Source organism: Candidatus Wallbacteria bacterium, assembly GCA_028687545.1.
Taxonomy (GTDB): Bacteria; Muiribacteriota; JAQTZZ01; order JAQTZZ01; family JAQTZZ01; genus JAQTZZ01.
This window is the reverse complement of the sequence record JAQTZZ010000001.1, coordinates 32,026-46,435: the sequence shown is the minus strand read 5'-3', so window position 1 is coordinate 46,435 and position 14,410 is coordinate 32,026. Positions and strand designations below refer to the sequence as shown.

Genomic DNA, 14,410 nt, shown 5'->3' with positions numbered 1-14,410 from the left:
GGAACTCACAACAGGCTGTAAAACTGTTTTCTGTCAATCTGGACTGCGCCCTGCTCAGTGCTGAGCCAGATGTAATTCTTGCTGGATTTGATCTTCATGATACAGTTGTTATACTGGGCGCTGTCATTTTTAGCGTCGCTGCCCCTTAATGCCCGGATGCTCGACATCCCGCTGTCAGTCCGGAATGCCCACCATTTGTCCTTGGCCTTATTGAAAACTGAGAATCCACCGGGAGTGCCGAACCAGATGAAATCACCGTCAACGCAGATTGCGCTCACAAAATTATTCACCAGGGAATCCCAGTAATTTTTCCAGTCGTTTTCGCTGAATTTGAAATAACTTGCGCCGCCCTGTGTTCCTATCCAGAGCGCATTTTCAACTGATGCGAAACAAGTGACATTGTTGCTCTGAATCTTGCTGGTATGTTCGTTGATTTCTTTGATATGCAGGGTCTGGGTGAACACTTCAGTGGTGGTGGCATTGATCAATGAACTCACAAGCTCTCCTCCGCCCGATATCTCGAACGCTCCATCGTATTTGCTAGCCAGGTATATCTTGTTCTGCTGAAGGATAACGTCCACAAGATACTTCCCGCCGAACTTCTCCTGCAGTATCGGCATGGTGGAATTACGATCGAGGTTGAACAGGTACAGGCCGTCCTTGAAGGTCTCGCAGAGCAGCAGATCCTGCGAAAGCTGCAGTGCGCGCACTACATTCCGCGGAGCGCCGTCTTTTTCCTGCCAGACTTTCAGTTCCTCGGATGAGGAAAGCCTGATCAGACCGCTCTTTCCATCTAAAGAAAATGTCGAACCCAGAATGGAATCACCTGTGCTTTCAAGAAAAGTCACAGTTTCACTAAGCAGTCCGTCGGATTTGGAATAGACTCTCCGCAGTTTACCGTCCTGATAAAAATGGATTCCCCCGTCTGTTGCGAAATAGAATCTGGACTCGTCCTTGGAAATCACCAGATCAAAGACGCGGTACTCCTTGACCCAGTATTTAACCATCAACTGCGGCACTGCTTTTTCATCTGCGACAGCCATGAAAATCGATGAGAAAAAAACGAAAAGCAGCATCTTCATTTGTTGATGATGTCCCGGATCAGGTTTTTTGCGTATCTGGCCAGCATATCGTTGTGGCGCGTGAGTTTGACTGTTTTTTCAAGTGCTTCCAGTGCTTTCTGGGACTCCCCCTGTGCTTCGCAGATCTCTCCCAGAGTACAATATGCCGCAGGCAGGTCGGGCTTCAGGGCAAGAGCTTTCTCGATGTGCGCCTGAGCTTTCGGAAAATCCCGTTTCTGCAGATAGCAGTCAGCCAGGTTGTTGTAGGCTACAGCATCTTCAGGATTAAGTCTGATTGTTTCCAGATATTCCCTGATTGCATTATCGTATTGATAGCTGTCATAAAAGGCATTGGCCAGATTGTAGTGAAGGTCAGGGTCATTTTTTTTCAATCTGATGGCATTTTGATAAAGCTTCACTGACTCTTCATACCTGGCCTGATCATATAGAACCAGAGCCAGCGCAGTCAATGCGTCCACCTGTTCCGGACATTTGCTCAGCACAAGTCTGTAATAATCGATGGCTTCGTCCACCTTGCGCATGTGATAGCAGGCTTCTGCCAGGCTCAGATACGACTGAAAATGTGTCGGATCAAGCCGGACGGCTTTTTTCCACCATGACATCGCTTCTTCGATCCGGTTGAGTTTATAGCAAGCATTGCCCATGTTGTGGACTGCCTTGACATATTTCGGATCGAGATTCAGCGCTTTTTCGTAATATTCATGCGCCTTTTCATATTTTTCAGCCTGAAAATAATGGTTGCCAAGCAGCTTGAAATTTTCAGGGTTGTCCGGTTCTGCCTTGATTTTTTTCAGGAGTTCCTTTTCCTTCATTTTCCCCTCGCGATATGACTATCTAATCTATGTTATAACTTGCCGTTCTCGATTTCAACATCCTCGGTAGGTTTGATCGAAATGATCTCAACTGTTAAAATTCTTTCATGCCCATTCTCTACTTCGACAATGCTGCCACTACACCGCTTGACCCGCTTGTCCTTCGGGAAATGCTGCCGCATCTTAAAAAGGAGTTCGGCAACCCGGAAAGTCCTTATTCACTGGGGAAAAGAGCCCGTTCGGCAGTTGATCTGGCCAGAACCAGGGTCGCCGAGCTGATCAATTCCTCTCCGGATGAAATCATTTTCACAGGCAGCGGAACAGAGAGCAACAATCTGGCTCTCAAGGGAACTTCAACCGGCCATCTGGCTGCTTCTGCGGTTGAACATCATTCTGTGCTTGAATCCTGCCGCTTTCTCGAAACAGGTGGGGCCAGATTCGATCTGATTTCCGTCGATCATCTGGGAAGGCTCAACATGTCTTCCCTGGGAAGTTCGCTGTCCAGGGGCGCAGGGCTCGTATCTGTCATGCACGCAAACAATGAAATCGGCACAATCCAGCCGATTCTTGAAATCGGGAAAGCTTGTAGGGATCGAAGAGTAATTCTTCATGTGGACGCAGTCCAGACCTTCGGACACCTGAAAATCGATGTCCGGAAAATGAAAATAGATCTTCTGAGCCTTTCGGCCCATAAAATTTATGGCCCCAAAGGCGTAGGCGCTCTTTTCATCGGCAGCAATGTCTGCCTGACTTCACATCTTCACGGCGGGGAACAGGAGCGGCACTTGAGAGCTTCCACCCATAATGTGGCCGGGATAGTCGGTCTTGGCATGGCCGCAGTCCTTGCAGGAGAAAGACAGGATCAGGAGGCTTTAAAACAATCCTCCTGGCAAGACATGATTAGGGACAAAGTCCTGCATGGCATGGAACGAGTCCGCTTGAACGGTGATCCTGAGCTGAGGCTGCCCGGAAATCTCAGCTTCACCTTTGATTTCGTGGACGGCAAAGAATTGATCGCTGAGCTGGACAGGAGGGGAATCTGCGCTTCAGGCGGGGCAGCCTGCGCAACTTCGGATCCGCGTCCGTCCCATGTACTGCAGGCCATCGGGCTTCCTCAAGACATCCCTCACGGCACACTGCGCCTGAGTTTGGGCAGATTCAACAATGATCTGGAAATCGAAAAGCTGCTGCGGGTACTGCCCGGTGTGATAGAAAAAGTACGCAAAAAGCATCCTTTGTATGAGATGCTTTTTTAGCTTTTTTGCCCTATACTGATTTCATGAACATCTGCAAACTCTGCGTTCTTCCAGAAAATCCACCTCAGATCACGCTCAATTCAGATGGTGTCTGCAGCCTCTGCTCAGACCCAGGATTAAAAAACAGCCTGGAAGCCGGAAAAAACCTGATGCTGGAAACCGAACTCGTCAGGATCCTTAACAAAAACAAAGGCTCTGGAAGATACGACTGCCTGGTGATGTGCAGCGGCGGTAAGGACAGCACTTCAAGCCTTTATTACGTGAAGAAAAAATACAAGCTGAATCCGCTCGCTTTCACCTTTGACCATGGATTTGAAACCGAAGATGCCCTCAACAACGTTAAAAATGCTGTGGAAAAACTCGGGGTTGAATGGATACTCTTCCGCACTGATTATATTAAAGACCTGTTTGCAGAGATGCTGAAATCTAAAACCAGAGCTGTTATCTGCCATCTCTGCTCCATCTGGTATATGCAGCTGACGTTTGAGATGGCTGCCAATTTCAGGATCCCGATCATCATCGCCGGCTGGACCAAAGGGCAATCCAATCTGGGAAGCATCATGACAAAATGCGCCTGCGACATCTCAGCGCCTGAATTCAAGGAAATGGCGGAATCGACCAAAGATTTCCTGGTAAACCGCCTGAAAATGATTCCAAAATACAAAGATTTCCCCAGCAGTATGGAAGAAGTCCTGAAAAAAGCCGAGAAAAGACAGAAAACTCTTGTTCTTTCACCGCACTGGTTTATCCGAAAAAGCCCAGAAGAGTATACAAAAACCATCGAGGAAGAATTGGGCTGGAAGTATCCGGCACTCAGCTATCCGGGTAAATCTACCAACTGCCTGATGAACTTCGTGTCATCCTATCTTTCGTATAAACATTATGGCTACACTCACTATCATGTGGAAATGAGCAAACTGATCAGGATGAATCTGATGACCAGAGATGAAGCCCTGACACTTCTGAAAATTGACTTCAGCGATAGCCTCTTGAATGATATTCTTAGTCACTTAGGCCTGTCACTGAAAGACATTCTTTGAAAAAATGATTCCGGTTAATTGTCATTATTTTTTTCCGCCCTAATCTCAGATCTGTTTTAGTTTCAATCTGATCCGAACGGTACGCCGGTACTACAATCTGACCGCGGGAACGGAAAAACGATCGTGTGGGCGGTGCAGCCCCGTTTCCAATTAAATTTGCATTAAAAATTGAAATAAATTTAAAAAAGAGTAAAACCTATATGTATGGATTATATTCCTGCCGAAATCCATTATAGGGATTTATCACAAAGTAGTGAAAGGAGTTTCTTATGAAGGGAGAATCCTTCAGCGAGTCTCAGACACACCGTGAGGTTCTGGAATCAACCAAAGCCGATACCGAGCCTCCGGAACGTAATTCAAACTTTCTTCACCCCGAATTCAAAGACCTTTTCACCGAAATACCGCATCTACCAGTCTGATTCAGCTTTTTCCGGAACGGATCCGATACTTCATTAAATATTTCGGAGGAAACATGCTGATAGGACTTACATACGATCTCAGAGAAGAATACCTGGCGCAGGGATTCAGCGCCGAGGAAACAGCTGAATTCGACAAAATCGAAACAGTGGAAGCCATTGAGTCCGCACTGCGTCAAATGGGATTTGCCACTGAACGGATCGGCAACATCCTGAGCCTCAACCGGGAACTGGCTCTCGGCAAACGCTGGGACCTGGTGTTCAATATCTGCGAAGGCCTGTATGGATTCGCCAGGGAAGCGCAAGTCCCTGCACTTCTTGACGCCTACAAAATTCCCTGCACATTTTCCGACCCCATGGTGCTCGGTCTCGCCCTGCATAAAGGCCTGACAAAGAATGTAATCCGCGATCAGGGCATCCCTACTCCGGACTTTGCAGTGGTGGAAAGACCTGAAGATGCCCTTGCAGTTAATCTCCCCTTCCCGCTCTTTGCAAAACCAGTTGCCGAAGGCACCAGCAAGGGAGTTTCACTTGTTTCAAGGGTCAACAACAGGGAAGAGCTGGAAGCGTCCTGCAAAGCACTGCTTTTGAAATTCAATCAGCCGGTTCTGGTGGAAACTTACCTGCCGGGCCGTGAGTTCACGATAGGCATCATTGGCACAGGGGCAGATGCGATCGTGCTCGGAGCAATGGAAGTCCTGCTCAATTCCAAGGCCGAATCCGGTATTTATTCGTATCACAACAAAGAAAATTACAAGGAACTTGTGGAATACCGCTCCGCCTGCGATCCTGTCGCGGGCCGGGCGAAAGATGTGGCGCTGGCTTCCTGGCGGGCCATCCGGGGCCGGGATGTGGGAAGGGTGGACATCCGGGTGGACAAGGACGGGCTCCCCAATTTTCTCGAAGTCAATCCGCTGCCGGGTCTGCATCCTGTCAATTCAGACCTTCCGATCCTCGCGCGGCTTAATCAGATCGATTACCAGCAGCTGCTGGAAATGATCATGTCTTCGGTGCTCGCTCGAATCGGGGAGATGCCGCTGGAAGCCCATAAAAGCAGAGCCACCAGAAAAGCGCATGAACTGCAGCCGCTCCCGCTTGCCATGAAAGTGCGTAAAGTCCGCCACATGCGCTGAATCTGCAGCTGACCAGACAACAAAAAAGCCCCGGTTCGGGGCTTTTTTTCAATGTTACTAATTAAATCAAGCAGGCTGTTAAGAGTTCCTTGCAGATGATTTTTCAACAGCCTGTTAGACGCCGACGATCACACTGGATGCCTTGAACATAGCCAGCAGATTCTTTCCCTTCTTCAATCCCATGCTTTTAGCGCTTTCGTTAGTAATCATGGACACCAGCTGATTCCCGCCCGGGAGCTTCATCACAACTTCGGTGTTTACTGTGCCCTCGGTAAGTTTTTCAATCTTTCCCGTAAATCTGTTCCTGGCGCTGGTCTTCAGTTTCGGGTCGTCAGCCAGAACTACCCAGGAAGCCTTGATCAGTCCGTAAGCTTTGCTTCCCTTCTTCAAACCTAGGTTTTCTACTGACTCATTAGTGATCACGGCAGTGATCTGATCTTTGCCTTTCAGATCGATCACAATTTCACTGTTGACTGCTCCCTTTTTCACAGAATTTACTTTTCCGGAAAATTGATTTCTGGCACTGGTCTTCAAAATTACCTCCAATGGGAATTACTTTCTGGGTGACAGTATACTACTATTTGGGAACTTGGCAAAATTGGTTGAAAACAGATGAACAATCCTCGAGAACTTTATTGCTCGGCTGTTATGCCTCTCCACAGCGGATAATCCACGTCCACTTTTTTCCCGTTCTGGTCATATTCAAAGTCTTCCTGGATCACCAGGCTCGCAGCCGGATTCGCTACTGACAGTTTGTAGAGTTCAATGGCATCCTCCGGGCGCATCCGCATGCAGCCATGAGAGACAAAACCACGCTGCAGGTACCAGGCACCATTGGTTTTCTGGGTGATCGGGCCGTGCATGCCATAGGTGTAATCCTGGTCGCTGTTGAGTATGTTCAAGCGGATAAAGGGAAATCCTCCGAAATGCGAAGGGCTGTATCTGTGCTCCATGAAGAATTCCTTGTTCTTGGCATTGAAATGTGTCCTGAAAGCCGCCACATTCCTGCTTTGGCAGGTGGGAGTAAAACTCCTGCCGTGGGAATCTTTGACACCCACGCCTACTGGATATACTTTGTCGAAATTTTCCTTTTCGCATCTGACATGCATTGTCAGTCCTTTCAGAGAAACTATGATCTTGAGCCTGGCGTTTTCCGGCGGAAGAGTCTGGTTGAGATCCTGGAGAGCCTGGATCGGCTGGCGGGTGAGTGGTCCTTCCTGAGCCGGAGCGGCCGGCATCACTTTAAAATCACGCTCAATCGATTTCAGGTCAAGTTTTACCCAGCCGGCCAGATCTTCCTCGTTTACAAGCAGGAGACTGTCCCCTTCGCGTTCAATCACACGCAGAATGCCGCCTGCCTGGATTTCAGCATTGACGATTCCACCTGCGGCAGGCGAATCATAAAGGCGCAGTACTGCATTCGGATCAGCTGGAGCGAAGATGAGATTGTCATATGCTGCACAGATCGAGACTGTAATAAAAATCAAAGCTATCAGTAATTTATTCAAAGTTTCCCCCCGGTTTTTTCAATTATACCGGGAAAAGCCTGTCTGGCAAGCACAAAATGCGCCGCAGCCGTCCACCTGCAGTGGCTCACGGATTTACTAAATCGAATTATTACTTAATCAGGTCGAAACGGATCTCGGAAAGCCCCTTTACGGCTCTGTCAGAGAAAAAGTCGTAGGCAGGATACACCTTGAATCTCCCACCATCCTGATAGGAGCCTGCATCGATGAATAAATACTCCGAATAATCGTTGCGGTTGAAGAGTTCGCTGGCTGTCACGCTTACCCTGTACCCGTCCGCACCCACGAGGGTCAGATAGCCCTTTTTCAGATTTTCAGGATCAGCGGAATAATACGGGGCCAGGATCTCCTTCAGAAGCCTGCCGTTGAACTGCTCCAGGCCATGGAAACCCTTGCCGCGCCCGAAAAACACGGTGGGGTAAGTGCGTGTCTCAAGACCCTGGGGAAAATCAGCAGTATCAGCAAGCAGCTTTTCTTTTTCAAAAATTCTCACTTTAGAAGCGTACAGCGGGGAAAGATCCTTCTGCACCGGGAAAGAATGAGGATTGGAGATAACGGTGATTCGAATCGGATCCGAAATATTCCTGACTGTCAGCAGGTCATTTCCACAGATCAGCTTGCTGGAAGGAGGGATCGGCCACTGTTCTTTGGTTTTGGAAGGAATGATCGGGGAAACGGATTTGGCGATGATGATCCTGTGCAGGGAAGTCGGATAGAAAATCTCTCCCCAGCTCAGCACAACCTTGTCGCCCTTCTTGTTTTCCACAATCACCATCAGATCGATGATCGGAGGAAATTCCTGCTTGTTCTTCTTGGAGAGATAGGATTCCTTGAGAATATCGAACAGGGAATAGCCGTCATAGCGGTAAGCGCCGGTAAATCCAGGAAATCCATTTTTCATTTCAGTTTCCCTGGCCATCAGTGAACGGACAGGCAGTTTTGTAAAGTCGACTGGTCCGGGGTTTTCCACCTCACCGGCTATAGTAAGCGGAGGTACTGCCAGTTCAAATGTCTTTTCATTGTCGTAAAAATCGTTGTTCTCGACTGCATGGACAGGCAATGCTGCCAGAAAAAAGAAAAAAGGAAACAGATAAGCCATGATTTCCCTCCGGATTAAATATGGCAACATTATAAGCGTATCCAACGTTGTAATCAATACTATACAACGCGGATCCGGCACCAGTTTGTCAAAGCGTGGTAACAAGTACATGGAGACAATTTCTTGATTTTATCCAGTTCAATCGTTATATAATACTTTATATAATGAAAAAAGGGAGGTTTTCCATGAAAACCATTTTGATTCTCCTATGTCTGATCGTCACCTGCTCGGTCTCAGCTGTGGAAAATCCGATTTATCTCGGCGAAATCGTGATTTCCGCGAACCCGGCGGCAGAGATTTCCAACCCTGACGCAAAGGTGATCAGGATCGCGCCGGATGACCCGATACGGAGGGTAGAGCTGCCTAAAATCCTCAGCGACGCATCCTCATCAATCATTCCCACCCAGGGTCAGAAGGGTGAAACCTACGTGAGTTTCCGTGGTTTCAATCAGCGCGATGTGAACGTGCTTTTAGACGGGGTACCTGTCCAGGTTCCATATGATGGCTACGTTGAAATCGGAAAGCTCAACCTATTCAGCATCAAGAAGATCGAAATAGTGCAGGGTGCTTCGTCTGTGCTCGCAGGCCCCAATGCCCTGGCAGGCACAATCAACCTGATCACTGAAAAACCAACTCATAGATACGGAACTCTCTCAACCAACTACATCCAGCACCGCGGACTGGAAGGCAGCGCCTCGTTCTATGATACTGAAGGAACTCTTTATTATGGAGCGGCAGCCACAGCCTCTAATTTATACAACCAGCGCCTCAGCAAGGATTTTGTCACTTGCGCAGTTCAGCCTGACCGCCAGCGCAGGCTCTCTGACAAGCAGAAGGAAGACCTGTACTGGGTCGTCGGCAAGACACTCCCGAACCGCCAGTATGCTCTGAAGGTTTCCAGATTCACCGAAAGTTACGGTGTCCCGATCGACCTGGATGGCACAGCCCGTTTTTGGAAATTCACGGACTGGAAAAAGGACCAGTATTCGTTTGAGGACAGCATTAGCAGAAATAAACTGACCTGGCATTACAATATTTATAAAGACAAATACTTCAATCTGCTTGATTCCTATGACGACATCAACATGAAAAAGGAGTCGAAAGGATATGCGTTCCATAGTATTTACGATGACTACAGCCAGGGGATAAACCTGAGGCTGGAAGACCAGCTCAATGCTAAGAGTCAGCTTGGTTTCCTCGTTTACAGCAAAACAGATGTGCACCGCGAGTGCGGCAATTATAAGAACCCTTTTGCCAATTACAAGGGATTGACAACAGACCTGGCAGTCGAGTACCGCAGGCAGCAGACCAAGTCTCTGGAATGGACTGCAGGAATTTCATCAGCCAGCAATATTCCAAGGAATGCTAACGGCAACGCGCTGCCTGATAAGATCAGTACCAGTGATTACACGCTCAGTTTCAAGAAAGCCTATCAGCATAAAGATGAACTATACGGAAATTTTGGGAATAAAACACGATTCCCGACTCTCAAGGACCGATTTTCCGGCTATCTTGACACCAGCGTTCCCAACCCTGGCCTAAAGGAACAGCACGGGCAGCTTTCTACTCTAGGTTACAGAAGAAACATCAGCGGCGTGAACTGCGATCTGGCGTTCTTTCACGACAAGCTGACTGATGCCATCTTTCTCAAGTCAAATGTCCTGTATGACAATGTCAAAAAAAAGTGGCTGTCTCAGAACCAGAACATCAGCGAAGCCGTGTATCAGGGATTGGAATTCAATGCTAAAGGCAGCAGTCACAAGTGGGATTACAGGTTCGGTTTCACATACAACGATGCCAGTGACCGCACTACTGCAGAGACAATCATTGAGAATGTGCCCATGCTGCGCACTACTCTGGGTGTGGATTATCATTTCACCGAGCAGGTGAAACTGGCTCTTTCCCAGTCTATAAACGGCAAATCCTATTATGAGAAAAGCAATGTGGCTGACGTGTTCATTGAAAACGGAAAATACACAGTCACCACAGTGGAACTGGATTATCAGCTGACCAACAAATCGTTCTTCCTCAGAATGGATAACGCGTTCGACAAGGATTATCGCGCCAGCCGGGGTTTTCCAGGTGAAGGGCGCTCAGTCAGCGTGGGGATGACCTGCAGTTTCAAATAGAAACCAGTTCGTATTTCGTGCTGCCCATACCCAGGCTTTCCGCGTAGTCCAGAGATTGGCGATTCTTCTTGAATAGCATTTTTCCAGCCTTCTTATCCAGGAGGTCCAGGCTGGCCTTGTCAATGGCGACAGGGTCGAGAGAAGCCAGCACGCCGAGATCATCGGCGATCGGCTTCATGTTCCTGCCTACGCAGTCGCAGGTTGAAGTCACGTTAATGATGAAATTGAGGTAAACGTTACGGCGGCCCAGGTGAGCAGCATGAGCATATTCCACCAGGCGTTCAGGGAATTTCCTGGAAAATGAATTCAGAAAATTCGGGATGATGGCACCTTTCGGGCAGATCGGGATGCAGCCTGCGCAGCCGATGCAGATTTGCCGGTCAATTTTAAAGAAAAAACCGCTTTTGATGGCCTTCACAGGGCAGAAGAAAATGCAGGCGCGGCATTTTTTGCAGAGGAACGGGATGATGAATGGCCCGGAGGCAGCATGCTGGTCCAGTTTCCCGGCTTTGGATGCAAAACCCATCGCGAGATTTTTAATCGCTCCACCGAATCCGGCCAGGGAATGTCCCTTGAAATGGCTCAACACCAGCAACTGCGGATATTTGGCAAAACCTGCTCCCAGCCGGCATTTTTGAAAATGCTTTCCCCGAATCTGCACTTCATAAAAGGCTTCACCTGCACTTCCGTCGGCGATTTCTATCGGTACTGCCCTGAATCCATGTTCTTCTGCCAATTTCAGGTGCAGCTCTCTGTTTTTCCTCCGCCCGGAATACAACGCGCTTGTTTCGATAAAGCATGTTTCTATCGATCCCTGACGCAAATAATCGATAACGCCCTGGTAATTTTCCGCTTTAAGATAGGTAAGGTTTCCAGCTTCCCCAAAATGGACTTTCAGAGGTACAGTTTTCTCGAGTGTAAGCTTTTCTTCACGGATGATCATTTCGAGCAGTTCCCTGCCTGCCTGGCTTGCCTGACCGGTTTCGGCCGGTGTCTTGAGAAACTCCTTGAAATACACTTTCGCAGTCATTTCACTTACCTGCCTTCAACATCAAAAAATCTCACTTTTTTATGCAGAATCCAGGTCGCGGCATAGCAGACAGTCGAAATCGTGATTATCAAAAGCCAAGTCATGTCGATCTGAAAATGTCTGTAAATGTAAAAATCCGTACAAAACTCCAGAAGACAGAAAATCATCAGCAGTCCATAAATGGTCTGATACTCACGTCTCAAGGCTGTTTTCCAGGAAAAAGGCAGTTCCGGTTTTTCGAAGCACAGATGCCTGGGGAAAAATGCCGGAGTCTTTTCCACCCATGACTGATATTCAGTTCCGAATTTGTCGGCGAGAAAGTGCTCTTCTGCAAAGATGATCCGCTCGTAGAACAGGATGAAGGAAAGAGTATAGATGAGGGGAGCCCACCAGTTTCTTAAATACAGGAACACCCCCAGACCCACGAAGTAATTACCCAGATAGAGCGGGTTCCGCATGATGGAATACAGACCCTTGGTATTTAAAGTCTCAGCAAGCTGTCCCTTAGTATTCCTCCCGGAAGTGCCTTGGGGCGCATATCCTCCAGTGATCATCCTGACCGCAATGCCGACAAAGGAGATGCAGATGCAGAAGATTTTCCAGCAGATGTCGAAGCGATGTTCTCCGGCAGGATAGGAAAAACTCTGCATAGAAGCAACCACTAAGAGAATCAGGATCAGCGGAAAAAAACTGCGCCAGCGGAAAAGCCAGTTTCCTTCTCTGACAAATTCATTCCCCAGCATTTCAGCCTCAGCCTTTAATTGATATATTAAGATAATTATATCACAAGGCCTCGGCTCATCAGAAGCCTCTAAGTAATTTTCTTTTCGGATTAGTTCTGTTTCAGACAGATGAGTAAATTAATGATTATTTTCACTGAAATTCTGGATTTCAAGGCTGGCTTCTATAGTCCGGCTAGTATCGGAGAATTCTGTTTCCTGCGCAGGTATGCTCCGGATCTCCAATGCTACAAGCCCCGCGATCACCTGGTTTCCCCTGGTGTTGCAATGCATGTCTGGCAGGAAATAATCCCATCGGTTTCCCCCGCTGCCGCTGAGCCGGCTGAATTCGCTGCACACATCCACGAAACGGAGCTTGAGCTCGGCTGCCTTCTTACGGAGTACCGGATTTTCGAACAGTGGATAATTAAGAAATATCGGCTCTGCTCCATATTCCCGGCAGAGCGCAGCAATCCGGGTAAGGTCCGCAGCCAGCCAGTCTGCCACCTTGAGATATTGAAAATTACCATTTTCATTGCGTGAGCGCAGCCACCCGGCAGCTTCCCTGTGCCCGGATGCTTCGAGCGTGTCTATGAAACCCCGGTACTCCACCCAGTCGCTCGCCGAAACTCCAAGACTGGACAGGGCGCTGAAATTTCTTTGATTCAGTCGTACTGCAGCCAGAAAATGCTCCTGCGCCTGTTTCAAACAGCCTTCTTCATGGGAAAGACAGGCGATCATTCCCAGATTCTGCCTGATGCGGCTCATCTCCCAGTCCATCGCGACCCCTCGTTCCAATGCCTTGTTAAGCCATACCCGCGCTTCTTCCATCTGCCCGCTGTGGAGGCACAGCTCCCCCAACGCTGAATAATTCAGGGAAAGTTCCGGTTCGCAACGGATTCCCTCGAGAAAAAGTTCCCTCGCCGCAGACGGATTCCGGCATTCGATCAGGTGCAACCCCAGGAAATGGCAAGCCAGGCCGTTACCCGGATCGATTTCCCTTACCCGTGTAAGCCAGACGCCATCGCTCTCGGGACCTTTCAGGATCAGACCTGCGCAGCCCAGACCAAGCATGGCGGCGGTGTTGCCCGGATCCATGGTCAGCGCCTCACGGAAAGCTTCAGATGCTGTCAGCGCCGACCCGCGCAACAAGCGGCTGTATCCGCTGCCGACGAAGAACAGTGGATGTTTCCCGCGGACAGCGGATACCTTGTCAAAATGGCGCTCCGCAGTGTCCAGTTCACCCCGCATGATATAAGCAAAGCCGAGGGCGAACAGTTCTTCCGTGTCCAGGCGCTTTCCGTCACACGCTTCGAGGGAAGAGATTTTCCTGCTGCGCACCAGGTCCCAGATTCTGCCCTGTCTGCGTGGAAGATCGATGTCGCAGCCCCTTTTCCCGGTCAGAGGAGCGGCAGAAGGAAGAGATTCTCTTCCCATTATGGAATAAAGTCCCCGCTCCCATGCCACACGGAGATTGAGCGGGAGAGACAGCGGATCGAGCAGCTCAGCAGCCTGGCGTTTCAGCATCACAGCCAGGCGAAAAGTGCGGCAGTGCAGACTCAGAAAGTTCATAACCCATCCCCTGACACTTTGCTCAGGCTGCATTCCCTTGGGATTATGGACATTCGCCCCGCCGGTCATCACAGTCACGAACTCCGGACGATACTTACGCAGCGCTGGTTCAAGACTTTCGAGCAGCATCCGCGAATTGCTGGCGCAGCGACCTGCATTCACCACCTGGAATTTTCCACCTGAAGCATTGAGAATCGTTTCCAGCTGCGCGGGAAAATCCTCACCCGGATTCATCCCCCAGCCGTAAGTAAAGGAATCGCCGGTGCAGAGAATCATGCGATAGCCGGCCTTGCGGCTGCCTGTTTCAGGTCTGGGGGAATCGTAGAGCGCTCCCAGCAGTCGAATCGACAGCTCCAGAAACAGGACGGCAACTACCGATCCGCATAACAGGGCCTGCATTCGTTCCTTCATTCAGAATGCTCCTCGATCTTGGCGAGCCAGGACTAAAAAAGAACCGGTAAAAAATGAAGGCATGACACCCACAAGTGCCCAGTATAGCACAGAACGAGAAAATAGACAGGCATCCTGGTTTTACTCAACGGTTAGCCTAAATTCATTGCCAAAACTCAATTCCCGGATATAATTAATTCAACACA

At 49.0% G+C, this 14,410-nt stretch carries 12 protein-coding genes; 4 read left to right on the top strand and 8 right to left on the bottom strand.

Annotated features, from left to right (window positions below; translation table 11 throughout):
- Positions 1-5 precede the first annotated feature (5 nt).
- Both PHW04_00230 and PHW04_00225 read right to left on the bottom strand, forming a co-directional pair.
- Positions 6-1,082 (bottom strand): hypothetical protein, encoded by a 1,077-nt coding sequence (locus PHW04_00230; GenBank protein MDD2714297.1) that lies wholly within the window; start codon positions 1,080-1,082, stop codon positions 6-8.
- The gene (locus tag PHW04_00225) at positions 1,079-1,894 is read right to left on the bottom strand and encodes a tetratricopeptide repeat protein (protein ID MDD2714296.1); all 816 of its coding nucleotides are present in this window, start codon (positions 1,892-1,894) and stop codon (positions 1,079-1,081) included. The genes PHW04_00230 and PHW04_00225 overlap by 4 nt, the downstream gene beginning before the upstream one ends.
- A 107-nt stretch (positions 1,895-2,001) precedes the next feature.
- Here PHW04_00225 and PHW04_00220 point away from each other — a divergent pair, with 107 nt between their 5' ends.
- The 3 genes from PHW04_00220 to PHW04_00210 all read left to right on the top strand — a co-directional run bounded on the left by PHW04_00220 (position 2,002) and on the right by PHW04_00210 (position 5,739).
- Entirely contained in the window at positions 2,002-3,150 is a 1,149-nt protein-coding gene (locus PHW04_00220; protein ID MDD2714295.1) for a cysteine desulfurase family protein, read from the top strand.
- 23 nt (positions 3,151-3,173) lie between these two features.
- Entirely contained in the window at positions 3,174-4,190 is a 1,017-nt protein-coding gene (locus PHW04_00215; protein MDD2714294.1) for a 7-cyano-7-deazaguanine synthase, read from the top strand.
- Positions 4,191-4,662: 472 nt separating this feature from the next.
- Positions 4,663-5,739: a D-alanine--D-alanine ligase gene (locus PHW04_00210; protein ID MDD2714293.1), complete on the top strand. Its 1,077-nt coding sequence runs from the start codon at positions 4,663-4,665 to the stop codon at positions 5,737-5,739.
- Between the two features lie 114 nt (positions 5,740-5,853).
- Here PHW04_00210 and PHW04_00205 read toward each other — a convergent pair whose 3' ends face one another.
- From PHW04_00205 to PHW04_00195, 3 genes are all read right to left on the bottom strand, one after another.
- Positions 5,854-6,273: a TOBE domain-containing protein gene (locus tag PHW04_00205; GenBank protein MDD2714292.1), complete on the bottom strand. Its 420-nt coding sequence runs from the start codon at positions 6,271-6,273 to the stop codon at positions 5,854-5,856.
- Between the two features lie 98 nt (positions 6,274-6,371).
- Positions 6,372-7,247, bottom strand: coding sequence for a L,D-transpeptidase (locus PHW04_00200; GenBank protein ID MDD2714291.1), 876 nt, complete (start codon positions 7,245-7,247; stop codon positions 6,372-6,374).
- A gap of 109 nt (positions 7,248-7,356) precedes the next feature.
- Positions 7,357-8,364: a hypothetical protein gene (locus PHW04_00195; protein ID MDD2714290.1), complete on the bottom strand. Its 1,008-nt coding sequence runs from the start codon at positions 8,362-8,364 to the stop codon at positions 7,357-7,359.
- Between the two features lie 185 nt (positions 8,365-8,549).
- On the opposite strand from PHW04_00195, the gene PHW04_00190 reads away from it, so the two are divergent.
- Positions 8,550-10,493, top strand: coding sequence for a TonB-dependent receptor plug domain-containing protein (locus PHW04_00190; GenBank protein ID MDD2714289.1), 1,944 nt, complete (start codon positions 8,550-8,552; stop codon positions 10,491-10,493).
- On the opposite strand, the gene PHW04_00185 is transcribed toward PHW04_00190, so the two are convergent.
- From PHW04_00185 to PHW04_00175, 3 genes are all read right to left on the bottom strand, one after another.
- Positions 10,486-11,523 carry a DUF362 domain-containing protein gene (locus PHW04_00185; GenBank protein ID MDD2714288.1) on the bottom strand — a complete coding sequence of 346 codons (1,038 nt, stop codon included), beginning with the start codon at positions 11,521-11,523 and terminating at the stop codon, positions 10,486-10,488. The genes PHW04_00190 and PHW04_00185 overlap by 8 nt on opposite strands.
- A 5-nt stretch (positions 11,524-11,528) precedes the next feature.
- Entirely contained in the window at positions 11,529-12,266 is a 738-nt protein-coding gene (locus PHW04_00180; GenBank protein MDD2714287.1) for an isoprenylcysteine carboxylmethyltransferase family protein, read from the bottom strand.
- A 117-nt stretch (positions 12,267-12,383) separates the two neighbouring features.
- Positions 12,384-14,225: a hypothetical protein gene (locus PHW04_00175; GenBank protein ID MDD2714286.1), complete on the bottom strand. Its 1,842-nt coding sequence runs from the start codon at positions 14,223-14,225 to the stop codon at positions 12,384-12,386.
- Positions 14,226-14,410 lie beyond the last annotated feature (185 nt).